The organism is Stenotrophomonas sp. YJH_SMC_64, from assembly GCF_059371375.1.
In genome coordinates this window covers 103789-120814 of the sequence record NZ_JCAFUN010000010.1, presented here as the reverse complement: position 1 = coordinate 120814, position 17026 = coordinate 103789, and the positions used below count along the sequence as shown (strand labels likewise).

The following is a 17026-nucleotide window of genomic DNA, read 5'->3' as shown; positions in this document are numbered from 1 at the left end:
ATAGCAACGGTTTGCACGGCCGTTGTTACACGCGCACACTGCCCGGATGGGCGCCATCTTCCATCTGCGGCACTACGGCCAGGCCACCGGCCTGGACCGCCATGACTACGCGCAGTGGGTGCTGCCAGTGCAGGGTGAACTGCAGTTCGAAATGGAAGGTCGCGGAGGTCGGCTGGACGTGCTGCAGGGGGCATTCGTGGCCGCCGGTGAGGCGCATGACCAGATGGCTGATGGTCCCAATGGTTTCGTGATCGTTGACTGTCCTCCGGGCGTACTTGATGACGGCACGCAGGAGCATCTGTGCCGGCAGCGCTGGCTGCATCTGCCGCTGGCATTGCGCCGACGCCTGGCTGAGGTGCAGGCAGGGCAGTCAATGCCGGCGCTGCTGCCGCAGTTGCTGCAGGTATTTGCACCTGCCGGCAGTGGCGCGCGCATGCAGGGTCTGTGTGCGGCGGTGCAGGCCGACCCCGGGCAGGCGTGGCCGGTGGCGCGCATGGCGGGGTTCGTCGGGGTCAGCGAGAGCCGTTTGCATGCGCTGTTCCGGCAGGAGTTCGGGCTCAGCCCGCAGGCCTGGCTCAGTGCAAGCCGGTTGCGTTGGGCCAAGCACCAGCTGCGCACCAGCGTGGCGCCGATCAGCGATATCGCGCTGGCCGCGGGCTATTCCGAGCAGAGCGCACTGACCCGTGCGCTGCGCCGCGAGTGCGGCCAGACTCCCGCAGCGTGGCGCCGGGGCGCCGGGGCGCCGGACTGTAGGGTCGAGCCACGCTCGGCTTTGCGCACGCGCGGCCGGTCAGGGCAATAGCCTCGGTCAAGAGCGCCCGCTGGCCAGCGCTTACACTGCGCGGCCTGTTCTCTCCCCCCGAAGAACCCGAATGCGCAACAACCCGATGGCCCTGGGCATCGCCAATGGCGTGGCCGCTGGCGCGCTGTGGGGCGTGGTTTTCCTCGCGCCCGCCGTGCTGCAGTCGTTCAACGCCCTGCAATTGTCGGCCGGCCGCTATCTGGTCTACGGCCTGATCGCCGTAGTACTGCTGCTCCCGCGCTGGAAGCGGCTGGCACCGCAGCTGGGTCGCGCCGAATGGATCGGGCTGCTGTGGCTGAGCCTGGCCGGGAACCTGGTGTACTTCCTGCTGCTGGCCACGGCGGTGCAGTGGGCTGGCGGTGCGGCGGCGTCGCTGATTGTCGGCCTGATTCCGGTGGTGGTCACCCTGGTCGGCGTGCGCGAACAGGGTGCAGTGCCTTTGAAACAGCTGCTGCCGGCACTGGGCCTGTGCGTGCTGGGCGTGGCCCTGGTTGGTTGGGAAGCACTGATGTCCGAGCACCTGGCAACCCCGTGGCGGCAGCGCCTGATCGGCCTGCTGTGCGCGTTCGGCGCGCTGTTCTCGTGGGCGTTGTACTCGATCGGCAACAGCCGCTGGCTGGCGCGTCGACCGGACTTGTCCAGCCACAACTGGTCGCTGCTGACCGGCGTCACCACCGGCGGCCTGGCCCTGCTGCTGGTGCCGATGGCCTTCATCGGCCACACCAGCGGGCACACGGCGGCGCAGTGGAGTGGTTTCTGGGCAATCAGTGCCGGTGTGGCGGTGGTGGCCTCGATCCTCGGCAATGCGTTCTGGAACCGCGCCAGCCGCCTGCTGCCGCTGACCCTGACCGGCCAGATGATCGTGTTCGAGACGCTGTTCGCGCTGGCGTATGCCTTCGCCTGGCAGCAGCGCTGGCCTTCGCTGCTGGAAGCGCTGGCGATCGTGTTCCTGGTGGCCGGCGTGATGCTGTGCGCGCATGCCCATCGTAGTCCACGGGCGATCGCCGAACATGCCGGCTGAATGCGTGCGTCAAGCGTGCTGATGCTGCCTTGGTCTCAGATGCAACCAAATGCCGGCACGTTGAGCGATGATCGCGGCACTGGTTTTTTGCATCGCAGCACTTGACAGCAGGCCGGCGCACAGTGTTTTCTGTGCGTCATGGTTCTTGATGCCGCCCACGCCAGCCTGATCGCTCCCGCTACCGCGGGCCGTTCGACTGCGCCGGTCGCCACCACCACCATTACCACCACCACCGTCACCACTGCCCTGGTGCGGCCCGTCGTCTTCGTGTAACTCCCGAAAACCACGGCCCCGCACCATACAGGTGGCGGGGAAACTCGACACCTGCATGCGACGGGGCCTCCTGCCGAGGTCTGCATGTCTTCCCACGCCCCCACTCATCCCGTTGCCCCGGCCGATCTGGCTGCACCGTCCATCGTCGTGCACAAGTTCGGCGGCACCTCGGTGGCCGATGCCGAACGCTACCGCCATGTTGCGGCCCTGCTGCTGGCCCGTCCCGAATCGCTGCAGGTCACTGTCGTTTCGGCAATGAAGGGCGTTACTGACGCGCTGATCGAGCTGGCCCAGCTGGCGGCCAAGGGCGACGAAGCCTGGCGCGAGGCCTGGCATGCGCTGCGCGCGCGTCACCGTGGCGCCGCCGTGGCCCTGCTGGGCGAGCAGGTGGGCGAGACCGTCGAGTGGATCGACGCCCGCTTCGATCAACTGGCCGAAGTGCTGGCGGCGCTGGCGGTGATCGGCGAGCTGCCGCGCGAAGTGCTCGACCGCGTGCAGGGCCTGGGCGAAGTATTCTCCGCGCAGCTGCTTGGCACCCACCTGCGTGCCTTGGGCGAAGACTGTGCGGTACTCGATGCACGCGACGTGCTGGTGGTCGGGCATGGCGAACTGGGCGTGGATGTCGACTGGGAGTCCAGCGCGGACCGCCTGGCCAAGTGGCGCCTGCGGCATCCGCAGATGCGCCTGGTCGCCACCGGTTTCGTTGCCCGTGACCGCCATGACCGCATCACCACGCTCGGCCGCAATGGCAGCGACTATTCCGGCGCGATCTTCGCCGCGTTGTTCAATGCCGATGAACTGCACATCTGGACCGACGTCGACGGCGTGCTGTCGGCCGACCCGCGGCTGGTGCCCGAGGCGGTGCAACTGGAGTCACTGAGCTACGACGAGGCCTGCGAACTGGCTTATTTCGGCGCCAAGGTGGTGCACCCGCAGACGATGTCGCCGGCGATCCGCCTCGGCCTGCCGATCTTCATCCGCAATACGTTCCAGCCGGCGCATCCGGGGACGCGCATCAGCGCCGAGCGCTCGCCGCGCGGGCCGGTGAAGGGCCTGACCCTGAGCCCCGGGCTGTCCCTGTTGAACCTGGAAGGCACCGGCCTGATCGGCGTGCCCGGTACCGCCGAGCGCGTGTTCGCGGCGCTGCGCCAGGCGCAGGTGTCGGTGGTGATGATCTCGCAGGGTTCGTCAGAGCATTCGATCTGCTGCGTGGTGCGCGCTGCCGAAGCGGCGCGTGGCCGTGAGGCACTGCTGCACGCGTTCGCGCATGAACTGTCGGTAGGGCAGGTGCAGCGCGTGCAGGTCAGTGAGGGCGTCAGCGTGCTGGCGGCAGTGGGTGACGGCATGGCCGGCCAGCCCGGTGTGGCGGCGCGCCTGTTCGAGGCGCTGGGACGCGCGCAGGTGAACATCCTGGCGATCGCGCAGGGCTCGTCCGAGCGCAATATCTCGGTGGCGGTGGACAGTGCCGATGCCACCCGTGCGCTGCGCGCGGCGCATGCCGGTTTCTGGCTGTCGCCGCAGACCTTCGCGGTGGGTGTGATCGGGCCGGGCAATGTCGGTGCCGCACTGTTGGACCAGCTGCTGGTGGCCCGCCCGCAGCTGCTGGCCAAGGCCAATGTCGACCTGCGCCTGCGTGCACTGGCCTCGCGCTCGCGCATGCGGTTGGAAGTGGACGGCCTGCACGCCGACTGGCGGGAGGCTCTGCAGGAAGCGGGCGAGTCCAGCGACCTGGATCGATTCACCGAACACCTGCTGGCCGCGCACCTGCCGCATGCGGTGGTGATCGACTGCAGTGGCAGCGCCGACGTGGCCGAGCGCTATGAGGGCTGGCTGGCAGCCGGCATCCACGTGGTGACCCCGAACAAGCAGGCCGGTGCTGGCCCGCTGCCGCGCTACCAGCGCATCCGCGCTGCTGCGGCGGCCAGTGGTGCGCGCTTCCGCTACGAAGCCACGGTGGGCGCGGGCCTGCCGGTGATCACCACGCTGCGTGATCTGGTGGATACGGGCGACGAGGTGCTGGCGATCGAAGGCATCTTCTCCGGCACGCTGGCGTGGCTGTTCAACCGCTTCGACGGCAGTCAGCCGTTCTCGCAGCTAGTCGCGCAGGCGCGGTCGATGGGCTACACCGAGCCGGACCCGCGCGATGATCTTTCGGGCGTGGACGTGGCGCGCAAGCTGGTGATCCTCGCCCGCGAGGCCGGCCACGCGCTCAGCCTGGAACAGGTACAGGTGGAAAGCCTGGTGCCGGCGCTGCTGCGCGATGGCAGCGTGGATGACTTCATGGCGCGGCTGGGCGAGTCCGATGCCAGCCTGTTGCAGCGGTTGCAGGACGCGCGGGCGCGTGGCGCGGTGCTGCGCTACGTGGCACAGCTGGGCGCTGACGGTGCCTCGGTGGGCCTGCAGGAACTGCCCGCCGACCACGCCTTCGCCAACCTTCGGTTGACCGACAACGTGGTGCAATTCCGTACCCGTCGCTACTGCGACAACCCGTTGGTGGTGCAGGGTCCGGGCGCCGGCCCGGAAGTCACCGCCGCCGGTGTGTTTGCCGACCTGCTGCGGGTCGCGGCCGGTGAAGGAGCACGCCTGTGATCGCACGTGCGTTCGCGCCGGCCTCGGTGGCCAACGTGGCGGTGGGCTTCGACATTCTTGGTCATGCCATCGCCGGTGTTGGCGATACCGTGACCGTGCGCCGCATCGAGGAACCGGTGGTCTGCATCGAAGCGATCCGTGGCAGTGCGGTCGAGCTGCCGCTGGAGGCCGCCGGGAACACCGCCGGCGCTGCGCTGATGTCACTGCGCGAAGGCCTGGGCCTGGATTTCGGATTCGCGGTGGAGATCGACAAGGGCATTCCGTTCGGTTCCGGCATGGGCGGTTCGGCAGCGTCATGCGTTGCGGCGCTGGTTGCCGCCAACGCGCTGCTGGATGTACCGCTGTCGCGCGAGGCGCTGTATCCGTTTGCGCTCGATGGCGAGGCGGTGGCCAGCGGTGGCCGCCACGGCGACAACGTGGGGCCGCTGCTGCTGGGTGGTCTTGCGCTGTGTACGGCCGATCGCCTGCTGCCAATTCCGGTGCCGGCGACCTGGCACAGCCTGCTGGTGCATCCGCACGCGGTGCTGGAAACACGCCGTGCGCGCCAGGTGCTGCAGGGCAGCTACGCGCTGGGTGAATTCGTGGCACAGAGTGCGAACCTCGCGCTGGTACTCAGTGGTTGCCATCGTAGTGATGCGGCGCTGGTGCGGGCTGGATTGCGCGATGTGCTGGTGGAACCACGGCGGGCCGGCCTGATTGCAGGTTTCGAAGCAGCCCGCGATGCGGCGCTGTCGGCCCATGCAATGGGTGCGGGCATCTCCGGTGCCGGACCCAGCGTGTTCGCCTGGTTCGAGGACGCCGACCAGGCCCGCACCGCTGCCGCACCGGTGCAGGCGGCATTTGCCGCCGCCGGTTTCGACAGCGATGCCTGGGTGTCGCCGCTGGATGCACCGGGAGCCCGCTTGTGCTGAATCCTTCCCCTTTACTGGATACCGAACCCATGCAATTTGTTTCGACCCGGGGTCAGTCCCCGGCCGTTGGCCTCAGTGCGGCGATCGCTTCAGGATTGGCGCCCGATGGAGGGCTGTATGTTCCGCAGGTGCTGCCGGCGGCACGTGAGCTGCGGGCCGGCGCAACGCTGGCCGATACCGCCGCCGATCTGCTGGCACCGTTCTTTTCCGGCGACGCGCTGGAGTCTGCGTTGCCGTCGATCTGCCGGGAAGCGTTCGACTTTCAGGTTCCGCTGCGTGCATTGGGCGGCGGTGACCATGTGCTGGAGCTGTTCCATGGGCCGACGGCGGCGTTCAAGGATATCGGTGCGCGCTTCCTGGCCGGAACACTGTCGCGGCTGCAGGCCGGCAAGGACCGCGATCTGACGATTGTTGTCGCCACGTCTGGCGATACCGGCGCCGCCGTTGCTGCGGCCTTCCATCGCCAGCCCGGCGTGCGCGTGGTGGTGCTGTATCCGGATGGCCGCGTGTCACCGCGCCAGGCGCATCAGCTCGGTTGTTTCGGCGACAACATCCAGGCGCTGCGCGTGGCCGGTGCCTTCGACGATTGCCAGGCGATGGTCAAGCAGGCACTGGCTGACCGCGAACTGCAGGCGCAGGTGCCGCTGAGTTCGGCCAACAGCATCAGCCTCGGCCGCCTGCTGCCGCAGATGAGTTATTACGCGCATGCGGCGTTGTCCCATTACGCGACGCATCGTCGTCGGCTCAACCTGGTGGTGCCGACCGGCAACCTTGGCAATGCGATGGCGGCCGTGCTGGCGCGCGCGCTGGGCGTGCCGATCGGGCAGATCGTGCTGGCCACCAATGCCAATGCGGTACTGCCGGCGTATTTCAATGGCGGCGACTACCAGCCGCAGGCCAGCGTGGCCACCGTGGCCAATGCAATGGACGTAGGGGCGCCCAGCAACTTTGAACGCCTGCGCTGGCTTTACCTCGGAGATGACGCCGAGCTGCGCGCTGCGTTCCGCGCGTTCGCGGTGGATGACGTGACCATCCGCGCGACGATTGCGGCGGCGCATGCCAGCAACGGCGAACTGTTCTGCCCGCATACGGCCACAGCGGTGAAGGTGCTGCAGGACCTGCGTGCGCGCGGCGCCAAGGGCGACTGGGCGGTGGTGGCTACCGCACATCCGGCCAAGTTCGAGGCAGTGGTGGAGCCGTTGATTGGCGAATCAGTGGCCGTGCCGCCGGCGCTGGATGCGCTGCTGCAGCGGCCCGCGCACGCGGAACCGTTGGCCGCGGAGTATGCGGCGTTGCGCGAGGTGTTGCTGCGTTGACCGGAGATGGACGTGGTTGCCGGCCAGCGGCCGGCACTACCCGTGCTGCGTCCACCTGGTAGTGCCGGCCGCTGGCCGGCAACGCAACCAACCGCGATGCGGTCAGATCAACCCTTCACCGGCCAGCGTGCGCAACCCGTCCTCGTCGAGGATCTCCACCACGTTCAGGTGGGGCAGGGCGATCAACCCCTGCTGGCGCAGCTTGGTGAAGGTACGGCTGACCGTTTCCATGGTCAGGCCCAGATGGTCGGCGATGTCGCCACGCCCCATCGGCAGCGAGACGCGCAGGCCATCGCCACCCAGCTTGGCCTCGCGCGCGGCCAGGCGCAGCAGGAAGTCGGCCACTTTCTCGGCCGGCTGCAGCCGCGCCAGTGCCAGCGCGGCATCCTGCGCGGCGTCCAGCTCCTGGCAGGCACGCTGCAGCAGCTTGCGTTCCAGGTGCGGGAAACGGCTGCGAAGCGCCTTCATCTGCGGCAGCGCGACACGGCATACGCGGCTGTCTGCGATGGCCTCGATATCGTAGCGGTGGTGGTCACTGCCGCTCAGGCCCAGGTAGTCGCCAGGAAGCACGAAGCCATTGATCTGGCGGCGGCCATCGGCCAGTGTGCGCACCAGGCGCAGGGCGCCGCCGGTCAATGTATAGACATGGTCGCGCTCTTCGCCGGTGCGGGCCAGGGTACTGCCCATGCTGACCTGCTGGGAAACGGTGACCTGTTCCAGTGCCTGCACTTCATCGGGCGACAGCGCCGAGCACACCGCAAGGTGGCGAACCGAGCAGTGCAGGCAGTCCAGCGTGTTGCAGGATGGCGAGGCGGGATCGTTGGTGGCGGGCGGAGCGCCGGAAGGCCGTGACATGTTGCGGGGGCGTATCGCGGGCGGGGAGGGCCTTATGATACTTCAAGCGGCCGTTCGACCCTGCCCGAGGCGGGGGCGCTAGAATGTCGCCCCCTCCCACGTCCCGTTCCAGCAGGAGTTCCGCCCGTGATCAAGCCCCGTACCCCGCCCGGCACCCTTGAACTGTTGCCGCGCGAGCAGATTGCGTTCCAGCGCATGCTGGACGTGATCCGTCGCAACTACGAGCGCTTCGGGTTCCTGCCGGTGGAGACGCCGGTGTTCGAGCTGTCCGACGTGCTGCTGACCAAGTCCGGTGGCGAGACCGAGCGCCAGGTGTATTTCGTGCAGTCCACCGGTGCGCTGGCCAACGCCGCCGAATCGGGTGACCGTTCGCTGCCGGAAATGGCGCTGCGCTTCGACCTGACCGTGCCGCTGGCGCGCTACGTGGCCGAGCACGAGCATGAACTGACCTTCCCGTTCCGTCGCTACCAGATGCAGCGGGTGTACCGCGGCGAGCGCGCCCAACGCGGCCGCTTCCGTGAGTTCTACCAGTGCGACATCGACGTGATCGGCAAGGACAGCCTGAGCGTGCGATACGACGCCGAAGTGCTGGCGGTCATCCACGCGGTGTTCTCGGAACTGCGCATCGGCGACTTCAGCATCCAGCTGAACAACCGCAAGTTGATGCGTGGCTTCTTCGAGAGCCTGGGCGTGGCGGAGGGCGAGCGCCAGCTGGCAGTGCTGCGCGAAGTGGACAAGCTGGACAAGCGCGGCGCCGATTACGTGCGCGAGACGCTGGTGGGCGAGGGCTTCGAGATTCCGGTCGAGCAGGTCGAGAAGATCCTGGCGTTCGTGGCCGTGCGTTCGCAGGGCCATGCCGATGCACTGGCGCAGCTGGCCACGCTTGAAGCCGACGCCGGTTCTTCGGAGATCCTGCGTACCGGCGTCGCCGAACTGCGCGAAGTGCTGCAGCTGGTGCAGGCGCTGGGCGTGCCGGAAACCGCGTACTGCCTGAATTTCTCCATTGCGCGCGGCCTGGACTACTACACCGGTACCGTCTACGAGACCACGCTGACCGACCACCCGCAGATCGGTTCGATCTGCTCGGGCGGCCGCTACGAAGACCTGGCCAGCCACTACAGCAAGTCGAAGCTGCCGGGCGTGGGCATCTCCATCGGCCTGTCGCGCCTGTTCTGGCAGCTGCGCGAAGCCGGCCTGATCGATGGCATCGAGGGCAGCAGCGTGCAGGCGCTGGTGGCGCTGATGGACGAGCAGGGCATGCCGCAGTCGCTGGACATCGCGCGCCGCCTTCGCGCCGGTGGCATCAACACCGAAGTGCAGATGGAGCCGAAGAAGATCGGCAAGCAGTTCCAGTACGCAGCCAAGGCCGGCATCCGCTTCGTGGTGCTGGCCGGTGAGGACGAGCTGGCGCGCGGCGTGGTGGCAGTGAAGGACCTGCTGCGCGAGCAGCAGTTCGAGGTCTCCCGCGACGAGCTGGCCAGCACCCTGCAGGTCGAGCTGGAGCAGTCGAAGGTGATGTAACGGCCCCTGGCAGCATGCAGCGCTTCAACGAAACGCCCACCAACCGGTGGGCGTTTTCGTTTCCGGGCCCCGTTCCGGGGTCAGAGCCGTTTTCCTCTGGAAAACAGATCCGACCCCGGCCGTCCCAACAGCTCGCGGCCACCTGTCGAGGGCGGGGTCGGTCCGGAACCCAGCTGTGCCGATGCTCCGGCCTCTGCGGGTGCGGGTGCGGGGCAGCTGCCCTGCCGCCCCAAACCCTGCATTTGACGCACTGCGCAAGAATGCGCTAATGTACTAACGCGCTATTACATTGATGCGTGGAAACGACCCCGTGAAAGCCCGCCCCGAAATTGCCGCCAAAGACCCGAAGGCCGACCTTGAAGCCCTGGCCCGGGCCTTTGCCGCCCTGCGCGAGCCGGAACAGGTCGAGGCCTTCCTGCGCGATCTGTGCACACCGGCCGAGCTGGAAGCCATGGCCGACCGCTGGAAGGTGGTGCCGCTGCTGCAGCAGGGCGTGCCGTATCGCGAGATCCACGAGCGCACCGGGGTCAGCGTGACCACCACCGGACGGGTGGCGCGAACGCTCGAGCATGGCCATCGAGGTTATGCCGCCGCCATCGACCGCCTTGCTTCGCGCTGATCCGCGCCCCGTTCCGAACTTCGAGACCTCCCCCATGAGTGCAACCCAGGCAGCGCCGGCACGAGACCGGCTGCGTATCGCCATCCAGAAGAGTGGCCGGCTGGCCGAGCCCGCCCGCAACCTGCTCAGTGCCTGTGGCCTGAGCTGGCGCGAGAGCCGCGACAAGCTGTTCTGCTACGGCGAATCGCTGCCGGTGGACCTGCTGCTGGTGCGCGACGACGACATCCCCGGCCTGATCGCCGACGGCGTCTGCGACCTCGGCATCGTCGGCCGCAACGAGCTGGACGAGCAGGCTGCGGCACGTCGCCAGATCGGCCTGCCGGTTGCCTACCAGGCACTGCGCGGACTGGGCTTTGGCCAGTGCCGGCTGATGCTGGCGGTACCCGAGGAGTGGCAGTGGCAGGGACCGGCGCAGCTGGCCGGCACCCGCATTGCCACCAGCTACCCGGCCATCCTCAAGCAATGGCTGGCCGAACAGGGCGTGGACGCACAGGTGGTCGAGCTGTCCGGGTCGGTGGAAATCGCCCCGCGCCTGGGTACCGCCGACCTGATCTGCGACCTGGTCTCCAGTGGCGCCACGCTGCGCGCCAACCAGTTGACCCCGGTGCACAACCTGCTCGACAGCGAGGCGGTGCTGGCCGGTGCGGTGCGCGTGCCGGATGACGCACGTGCATCGCTGCGCGCGATGCTGCTGCGCCGCCTCGACGGCGTGGTGCAGCGCCAGGATCGCAAGCTGCTGATGTTCCGCGCCAGCGAGGATCGCGTCGACGCGCTGGCGCAGCTGCTGGCCGATGCCGAGCCGCTGGTTCGGCTGCCGGCCGATGGCGGCGCGCTGCGCCTGCAGACCATGTGCCCGGGCCCGCTGAGCTGGCAGCGCATGGAGGAACTCGAGCGCGCCGGCGCGCAGGGCTTGATGGTACTGAGCGTGGAGCGGTCGCTGGCATGAACCGTCTGATCTGGTCCCGACTTGATGAGACCGCGCGCAGCGCGGCGCTGACCCGCCCGGTGCAGACCGTGGCGCAGCAGACCCGCGACGCGGTGGCGACGCTGATTGCACAGGTGCGCACACAGGGCGACGACGCGCTGCGCGCGATCACCGCACGCTTCGATGGTGTCGAGCTGTCGTCCTTTGAAGTGAGCGAAGCCGAGTTTGCCGCGGCGGAAGCTGCGGTGCCGGCTGAGTTGCGCCAGGCCATGGTGGAAGCTGCCGAACGCATCGCGCGCTTCCACGCCGCCGGCATGGGCCAGGGATACGTGGTGGAAACCGCCCCGGGCGTGGTCTGCGAACGCATGCTGCGCCCGATCGGCCGGGTGGGCCTGTACGTACCGGCCGGTAGCGCACCGCTGCCGTCCACCGCGCTGATGCTGGGTGTGCCAGCGCAGCTGGCCGGCTGCCCGCAGGTGGTGCTGTGCACGCCGCCGCGTGCCGATGGCAGCGCGGATCCGGCGGTGCTGGTGGCCGCACGCCTGACCGGCGTGCAGCGCGTGTTCAAGCTGGGCGGCGCCCAGGCCATCGCTGCGATGGCTTACGGCACGGCCAGCATTCCGGCCTGTGACAAGCTGTTCGGGCCGGGCAACAGCTTCGTCACCGAAGCCAAGCAGCAGGTCGCACAGGACGGCGCCGCCGCCATCGACATGCCGGCCGGTCCCTCCGAAGTGCTGGTGATTGCCGATGCAGGTGCAAACCCGGCGTTCGTTGCAGCCGACCTGCTGTCGCAGGCCGAGCACGGCCCGGATTCGCAGGTGCTGCTGCTGACCGACGATACCGCGATGCTGGCGGCGGTCGAGGCTGAAGTCGAGCGCCAGGTGGCCTTGCTGCCGCGCCAGCAGATCGCACGCCAGGCGCTGTCGGCCTCGCGGCTGATCCAGGTCGACTCGTTGGACGAAGCCTTCGCGATCAGCAACCGCTATGCACCGGAGCACCTGATCCTGGCATTGCGTGATCCGCGTGCGTGGCTGGACAAGGTGCAGGCGGCCGGCTCGGTGTTCCTGGGTGATTACACCCCCGAGGCACTGGGCGACTACTGCAGCGGCACCAACCACGTGCTGCCCACCGCGGGTGCCGCACGTGCCTACAGTGGTGTCAGTGTGGCCAGCTTCCAGAACCTGATCAGCGTGCAGAGCGCCAGCGCCGCCGGCCTGGCAGCGATTGGCGGCTGCGCGCGCATCATCGCCAGTGCCGAAGGCCTGGATGCACATGAACGTGCGGTCGCAGTGCGCATGGAAGTGGCAGCATGAACGCGGCTATCAATGATGTGCTGGCACTGGTTCGCCCGGATCTGCAGGGCTTCGCCGGCTACAGCTCGGCGCGCAGTGCGGCGGTGCAGGGCGAGGTCTGGTTGAACGCCAATGAATCGGCCTGGGCCAATCCCGCTGATGCCGCGGGCAGCAGCCGGCGCTATCCCGAACCGCAGCCGTTGGCATTGCGTGAGGGACTGGCGGCGCTGTACGGCGTGACGCCACAGCAGCTGCTGATCGGTCGCGGCAGCGACGAAGCCATTGATCTGCTGGTGCGCGCGCTGTGCGTGCCGGGCCGCGATGGCGTGCTGGTCACGCCGCCGGTGTTCGGCATGTACGCCGTCTGCGCACGCCTGCAGGGCGCCGCATTGATTGAAGTGCCGCTGGTGGACAGCGAGGATGGCCTGCGCGCCGATCTGGATGCGGTGATCGACACCGCCAGGGCGCGCAATGCCAAGCTGGTGTTCCTGTGCGCACCGTCGAACCCGGCCGGCAGTGATATCGCCCTGGACGAGGTCGAACGGGTGGCGGTTGCGTTGCGCGGGCAGGCACTGGTGGTGGTGGACGAGGCCTATGTCGAGTACGCGCAGCGTCCGTCGGCGACCACGTTGCTGGCCGTGCACGCCAACCTGGCGGTGCTGCGCACGCTGTCGAAAGCACACGCACTCGCGGCCGCGCGCATTGGAACGCTGATCGCCGCGCCGGAACTGATTGCCGTGCTGCGCCGCTGCCAGGCGCCGTATCCGGTGCCGACCCCGTGCGCGGAACTGGCCGTGCAGGCCCTGCAGCCGGCCGCGCTGGCACGCACCGCCGAGCGCGTGGCCACGGTCATCGCCGAGCGCGAACGCCTGCGAACGGCACTGGCCAGCCTGCCCGGTGTACGCCGGGTGTACGCCTCGTCCGGCAACTACCTGCTGGTCCGCTTCGCCGATGCGCAGGCGGCGTTCGATACGCTGCTTGCTGCAGGGGTGGTGGTGCGCGACCAGCGCGCCGCGCCGCAGCTGGGCGATGCGCTTCGCATCAGTATCGGCAGCCCGGAAGAGAATGACCGCGTGCTCGCGGCCCTGTCGGCGCGGAGGGCCGCAGCATGACCCCGATCCTGTTCATCGACCGCGACGGCACCCTCATCGAGGAGCCGTCCGATTTCCAGATCGACGCCTACGAGAAGCTGCGCTTCGTGCCGCAGGTGATCCCGGCGCTGCTGAAGCTGCGGGATGCCGGCTACCAGTTCGTGATCGTCACCAACCAGGATGGCCTGGGCAGCGACAGCTACCCGCGTGCCAGCTTCGATGGCCCCAACGAGCTGATGCTGCAGATCTTCGAAAGCCAGGGCATCACTTTCCGTGACGTGCTGATCGACTGCAGCTGGCCGCACGACAACGCGCCGACCCGCAAGCCGGGCATCGGACTGATGACGGCTTATCTGCAGGACCGCAGCATCGACTGGGCGCGTTCGGGCATGGTCGGCGATCGCATCACCGACCTGCAGTTTGCCGACAACCTCAACATCCGCGGTTTCCAGCTGCGCACCGCGCAGTTTGGTGGCGAGTGGGATTGGCCGGGCATTGCCCATGCGCTGGCCGATGCGCCGCGCACCGCCGTGGTCCAGCGCAACACGAAAGAAACGAAGATCCGCGTCGAACTGGACCTGGATTGCGCGGGTGATGCACGCATCTCCACCGGCCTGCCGTTCTTCGACCACATGCTGGAACAGATCGGCAAGCACGGTGGCTTCGCGCTGGACATCCAGGCCGAGGGTGACCTGCACATCGACGAACACCACACCATCGAGGATACGGGGCTGGCCCTGGGCCAGGCGCTGCGCGAGGCGCTGGGCGACAAGCGCGGCATCGGCCGCTACGGTTTCACCCTGCCGATGGACGAGACGCTGGCCAGCGCTGCGCTGGACTTCAGTGGCCGCCCGTACTTCGTGTTCGAGGGCGAGTTCAAGCGCGAACGCGTGGGCGATATGCCGACCGAGCTGGTGCCGCATTTCTTCCGCTCGCTGTGCGATGCCAGCGGCCTGAACCTCAACCTGCAGGTACGCGGCGACAACGATCACCACAAGGTGGAGGCGTGCTTCAAGGCCCTGGCCCGCGCGCTACGTCCGGCGCTGGCCCGGCAGGGCACGGCACTGCCGAGCACCAAGGGGGCGCTGTGAGTGACGTTGCGCTGATCGATGCCGGCGGCGCCAACCTGGGCTCGGTGCGCTACGCACTGGAGCGCCTGGGTGCGACTGTGCGGCTGGTGCGCGATGCGGACGGTCTGGTCGGTGCGCAGCGGGTGATCCTGCCCGGCGTCGGCGCCGCCGGTCCCGGCATGCAACGCCTGCATGCGCAAGGCCTGGTGGAACCGCTGCAGCGACTGGAGGTGCCGCTGATGGGAATCTGCCTGGGCATGCAGCTGCTGTTCGAACGCTCCGAGGAGGCGGGTGTGGAGACACTGGGCCTGATTCCCGGCGTGGTGCGCAAGCTGGTGCCGGCCTGCGGCATCCGGGTGCCGCACATGGGCTGGAACCGCCTGCTGCCGCTGCGCGAATCGCTGCTGCTGCGCGGCGTGCCGGAGCGTGCCAGCGCCTACTTCGTGCACAGCTACGCCGCGCCCCTCAATACCCACACCGTCGCTGCCTGCGACCACGGCGGCCTGTTCACTGCCGTGGTGGAGCAGGGGCGTTACTACGGCGCACAGTTCCACCCCGAGCGCTCCGGCGAGACCGGCTCGCTGATGCTGCGCAATTTTCTCGAGGGCACTGCTGCATGAGTTTCATCGTCTACCCCGCGCTGGATATCCGCGACGGCCGCGTGGTGCGGCTGCGCCAGGGCGACTACGCGCAGGAAACCTCGTATGGCGACGATCCGTTGCCACGCGCGCAGGCCTTCGCCGCGCAGGGTGCGCAGTGGATGCATCTGGTCGATCTGGACGCTGCGCGCGCCGGTGGCTACACGCTGGCGCCGCTGCTGGCGGCGATCCGCGCGCAGACGCCGCTGCAGGTGCAGACCGGCGGTGGCGTGCGCGGCCGCGACGATGTGGCGCGCATCCTCGATGCCGGCGCCGGTCGCGTGGTGGTCGGCTCGCTGGCGGTGCGTCGCCCCGATGAAGTGGTCGGCTGGCTGGAGGAATTCGGCGCCGAGCGCATCACGATTGCGCTGGACGCGCGCCAGGACGCACAGGGGCAGTGGCAGCTGCCGGTGCACGGCTGGACCGAGAACGCCGGGGTGACCCTGGATGAGCTGGCTCAGCGCTACGCGCGCGCCGGCATGCGCCACCTGCTGTGCACCGACATCGCCCGGGACGGCATGCTGGCCGGGCCCAACATCTGCCTCTACCGGCACTTGTCGGGGTTGCTGCCGGGGGTGGCGGTGCAGGCCTCCGGAGGCATCCGCGACGTGGCCGATGTGGCCGAGGCGCGTGCCGCCGGCTGTGGCGGTGCGATCCTCGGCAAGGCACTGCTGGAGCAGCGCATGGACCTGGCGGAGGCGCTGGCATGTTGAGCCGCCGCATCATTCCCTGCCTGGACGTGCGCGACGGCCGCGTGGTCAAGGGCGTACGCTTCCGCGACCACGTCGACATGGGCGACATCGCCGAGTTGGCGCAGCGCTATCGCGACCAGGGGGCGGACGAGCTGGTGTTCTATGACATCGGCGCCAGCCCCGAGGCGCGTTCGGTCGACGTTGCCTGGATCGAGCGCATCGCGCGGCTGATCGACATTCCGTTCTGCGTGGCCGGTGGCATCGACAGTGTGGAAACCGCGCGACGCGTGCTGTTTGCCGGTGCCGACAAGGTGTCGATCAATTCGCCGGCGCTGGGCCGGCCGGAGCTGATCACCGAGCTAGCCGACGAGTTCGGCGTGCAGTGCGTGGTGGTGGGCGTCGATTCGGTGCGCGAGGCCGACGGGCAATGGCGGGTGCGTCGTTTCAGCGGCGATCCGGACAAGACCCAGGCGGTGCCGCTGCGCACCCTGGACTGGATCGTCGAAGCACAACGGCGTGGCGCGGGCGAGATCGTACTGAACTGCATGGACAGCGATGGCGTGCGCCGTGGCTACGATGTCGTGCAGCTGCAACAGGCGCGGGCACTGTGCCAGGTACCGTTGATCGCCTCGGGCGGTGCCGGTGCGATGGAGCACTTCGCCGAAGCCTTCGACCAGGCCGACGTCGACGGCGCGCTGGCCGCCAGCGTGTTCCACAGCGGCGCCATCGCCATTCCAGAATTGAAGCGCTACCTGCGCGGACAGCAGATCGAGGTGCGGGATGTCTATTGAAGTCAGGCCGTCGTTGGACGCATTGCAGGCGCTGGACTGGGCCAAGGGTGACGGCCTGCTGCCGGCGGTGGTTCAGGATGCCGATACCCTGCAGGTACTGATGCTCGGTTATGTCAGCGCCGAATCGCTGGCGGCCACGCTGGCCATCGGCCACATGACCTTCTTCAGCCGCAGCAAGCAACGGTTGTGGACCAAGGGCGAGCAGTCCGGCAACGTGTTGGTGGTGCAGTCGATCAGCGTCGACTGCGATGCCGATACTTTGCTGGTGATGGCACGGCCGGCGGGGCCAACCTGCCACACCGGTGCAGAGAGCTGCTTCGACCAGGCGCCGAAGGATTTCCTGGGCGGGCTGGGCCAGCTGGTGGCGATGCGTGAGGCGCAACGCCCGCCGGGCAGCTACACCACCAGCCTGTTCGAGGGCGGCATCCGCCGTATCGCACAGAAGGTGGGCGAGGAGGGTGTGGAGACCGCCCTGGCGGCGGTGGCGCAGGATGACGAGGCGCTGCTCGGCGAGGCCTCGGACCTGCTGTACCACCTGCTGGTGCTGCTGCGCGCGCGCAGGCTGTCGCTGGATGATGCGCGTGCGGTGCTGGAAAAACGCCATCGTTGACGTGTGGTAG

At 68.4% G+C, this 17026-nt stretch carries 16 protein-coding genes and 1 pseudogene; 15 read left to right on the top strand and 2 right to left on the bottom strand.

Annotation, left to right across the window (positions count from 1 at the left end; all coding sequences use genetic code 11):
• Positions 1-46: 46 nt before the first annotated feature.
• Positions 47-739: pseudogene (locus AC5P9L_RS12425) on the top strand (helix-turn-helix transcriptional regulator); the annotation flags it as partial.
• A 133-nt stretch (positions 740-872) separates the two neighbouring features.
• Positions 873-1823, top strand: coding sequence for a DMT family transporter (locus AC5P9L_RS12420; protein WP_099485200.1), 951 nt, complete (start codon positions 873-875; stop codon positions 1821-1823).
• Between the two features lie 9 nt (positions 1824-1832).
• Here AC5P9L_RS12420 and AC5P9L_RS12415 read toward each other — a convergent pair whose 3' ends face one another.
• Positions 1833-2153 carry a hypothetical protein gene (locus tag AC5P9L_RS12415; protein WP_162292024.1) on the bottom strand — a complete coding sequence of 107 codons (321 nt, stop codon included), beginning with the start codon at positions 2151-2153 and terminating at the stop codon, positions 1833-1835.
• A gap of 27 nt (positions 2154-2180) precedes the next feature.
• Here AC5P9L_RS12415 and thrA point away from each other — a divergent pair, with 27 nt between their 5' ends.
• From thrA to thrC, 3 genes are read left to right on the top strand one after another with little or no spacing between them, the layout of a single operon-like run.
• Positions 2181-4685 (top strand): bifunctional aspartate kinase/homoserine dehydrogenase I, encoded by a 2505-nt coding sequence (gene thrA, locus AC5P9L_RS12410; RefSeq protein WP_279915485.1) that lies wholly within the window; start codon positions 2181-2183, stop codon positions 4683-4685.
• The gene (locus tag AC5P9L_RS12405; protein ID WP_062605932.1) at positions 4682-5596 is read left to right on the top strand and encodes a homoserine kinase; all 915 of its coding nucleotides are present in this window, start codon (positions 4682-4684) and stop codon (positions 5594-5596) included. The genes thrA and AC5P9L_RS12405 overlap by 4 nt, the downstream gene beginning before the upstream one ends.
• 29 nt (positions 5597-5625) lie before the next feature.
• Positions 5626-6912, top strand: a complete 1287-nt coding sequence (gene thrC, locus AC5P9L_RS12400) for a threonine synthase (protein ID WP_279915486.1) — start codon at positions 5626-5628, stop codon at positions 6910-6912.
• A gap of 102 nt (positions 6913-7014) precedes the next feature.
• Here the strand turns inward: thrC and AC5P9L_RS12395 are convergent, their stop codons facing one another.
• The gene (locus AC5P9L_RS12395; RefSeq protein ID WP_005409422.1) at positions 7015-7767 is read right to left on the bottom strand and encodes a Crp/Fnr family transcriptional regulator; all 753 of its coding nucleotides are present in this window, start codon (positions 7765-7767) and stop codon (positions 7015-7017) included.
• Positions 7768-7893: 126 nt separating this feature from the next.
• Between AC5P9L_RS12395 and hisS the strand changes: the two genes are divergently transcribed.
• The 10 genes from hisS (at position 7894) to hisIE (ending at position 17016) form a co-directional block, all read left to right on the top strand.
• On the top strand, positions 7894-9288 hold the full coding sequence (hisS, locus tag AC5P9L_RS12390) for a histidine--tRNA ligase (protein WP_495230627.1): 1395 nt from the start codon (positions 7894-7896) through the stop codon (positions 9286-9288).
• A gap of 310 nt (positions 9289-9598) precedes the next feature.
• Entirely contained in the window at positions 9599-9907 is a 309-nt protein-coding gene (locus AC5P9L_RS12385; protein WP_005416326.1) for a YerC/YecD family TrpR-related protein, read from the top strand.
• 34 nt (positions 9908-9941) lie between these two features.
• Positions 9942-10853 carry an ATP phosphoribosyltransferase gene (gene hisG / locus AC5P9L_RS12380; RefSeq protein ID WP_099562583.1) on the top strand — a complete coding sequence of 304 codons (912 nt, stop codon included), beginning with the start codon at positions 9942-9944 and terminating at the stop codon, positions 10851-10853.
• Complete coding sequence (gene hisD, locus AC5P9L_RS12375) at positions 10850-12145, top strand: histidinol dehydrogenase (protein ID WP_076738986.1); 1296 nt, start codon at positions 10850-10852, stop codon at positions 12143-12145. Before hisG ends, hisD begins: the two co-directional genes overlap by 4 nt.
• Positions 12142-13236 (top strand): histidinol-phosphate transaminase, encoded by a 1095-nt coding sequence (gene hisC / locus AC5P9L_RS12370; RefSeq protein WP_076738987.1) that lies wholly within the window; start codon positions 12142-12144, stop codon positions 13234-13236. The genes hisD and hisC overlap by 4 nt, the downstream gene beginning before the upstream one ends.
• Positions 13233-14306: a bifunctional histidinol-phosphatase/imidazoleglycerol-phosphate dehydratase HisB gene (hisB, locus tag AC5P9L_RS12365; RefSeq protein ID WP_005409428.1), complete on the top strand. Its 1074-nt coding sequence runs from the start codon at positions 13233-13235 to the stop codon at positions 14304-14306. The genes hisC and hisB overlap by 4 nt, the downstream gene beginning before the upstream one ends.
• On the top strand, positions 14303-14905 hold the full coding sequence (gene hisH / locus AC5P9L_RS12360; protein ID WP_024956882.1) for an imidazole glycerol phosphate synthase subunit HisH: 603 nt from the start codon (positions 14303-14305) through the stop codon (positions 14903-14905). Before hisB ends, hisH begins: the two co-directional genes overlap by 4 nt.
• The gene (hisA, locus tag AC5P9L_RS12355; protein WP_164225671.1) at positions 14902-15636 is read left to right on the top strand and encodes a 1-(5-phosphoribosyl)-5-[(5-phosphoribosylamino)methylideneamino]imidazole-4-carboxamide isomerase; all 735 of its coding nucleotides are present in this window, start codon (positions 14902-14904) and stop codon (positions 15634-15636) included. Before hisH ends, hisA begins: the two co-directional genes overlap by 4 nt.
• Positions 15630-16406, top strand: coding sequence for an imidazole glycerol phosphate synthase subunit HisF (gene hisF, locus AC5P9L_RS12350; protein WP_005409431.1), 777 nt, complete (start codon positions 15630-15632; stop codon positions 16404-16406). The genes hisA and hisF overlap by 7 nt, the downstream gene beginning before the upstream one ends.
• The gene (gene hisIE, locus AC5P9L_RS12345; RefSeq protein ID WP_076738989.1) at positions 16396-17016 is read left to right on the top strand and encodes a bifunctional phosphoribosyl-AMP cyclohydrolase/phosphoribosyl-ATP diphosphatase HisIE; all 621 of its coding nucleotides are present in this window, start codon (positions 16396-16398) and stop codon (positions 17014-17016) included. The genes hisF and hisIE overlap by 11 nt, the downstream gene beginning before the upstream one ends.
• Positions 17017-17026 lie beyond the last annotated feature (10 nt).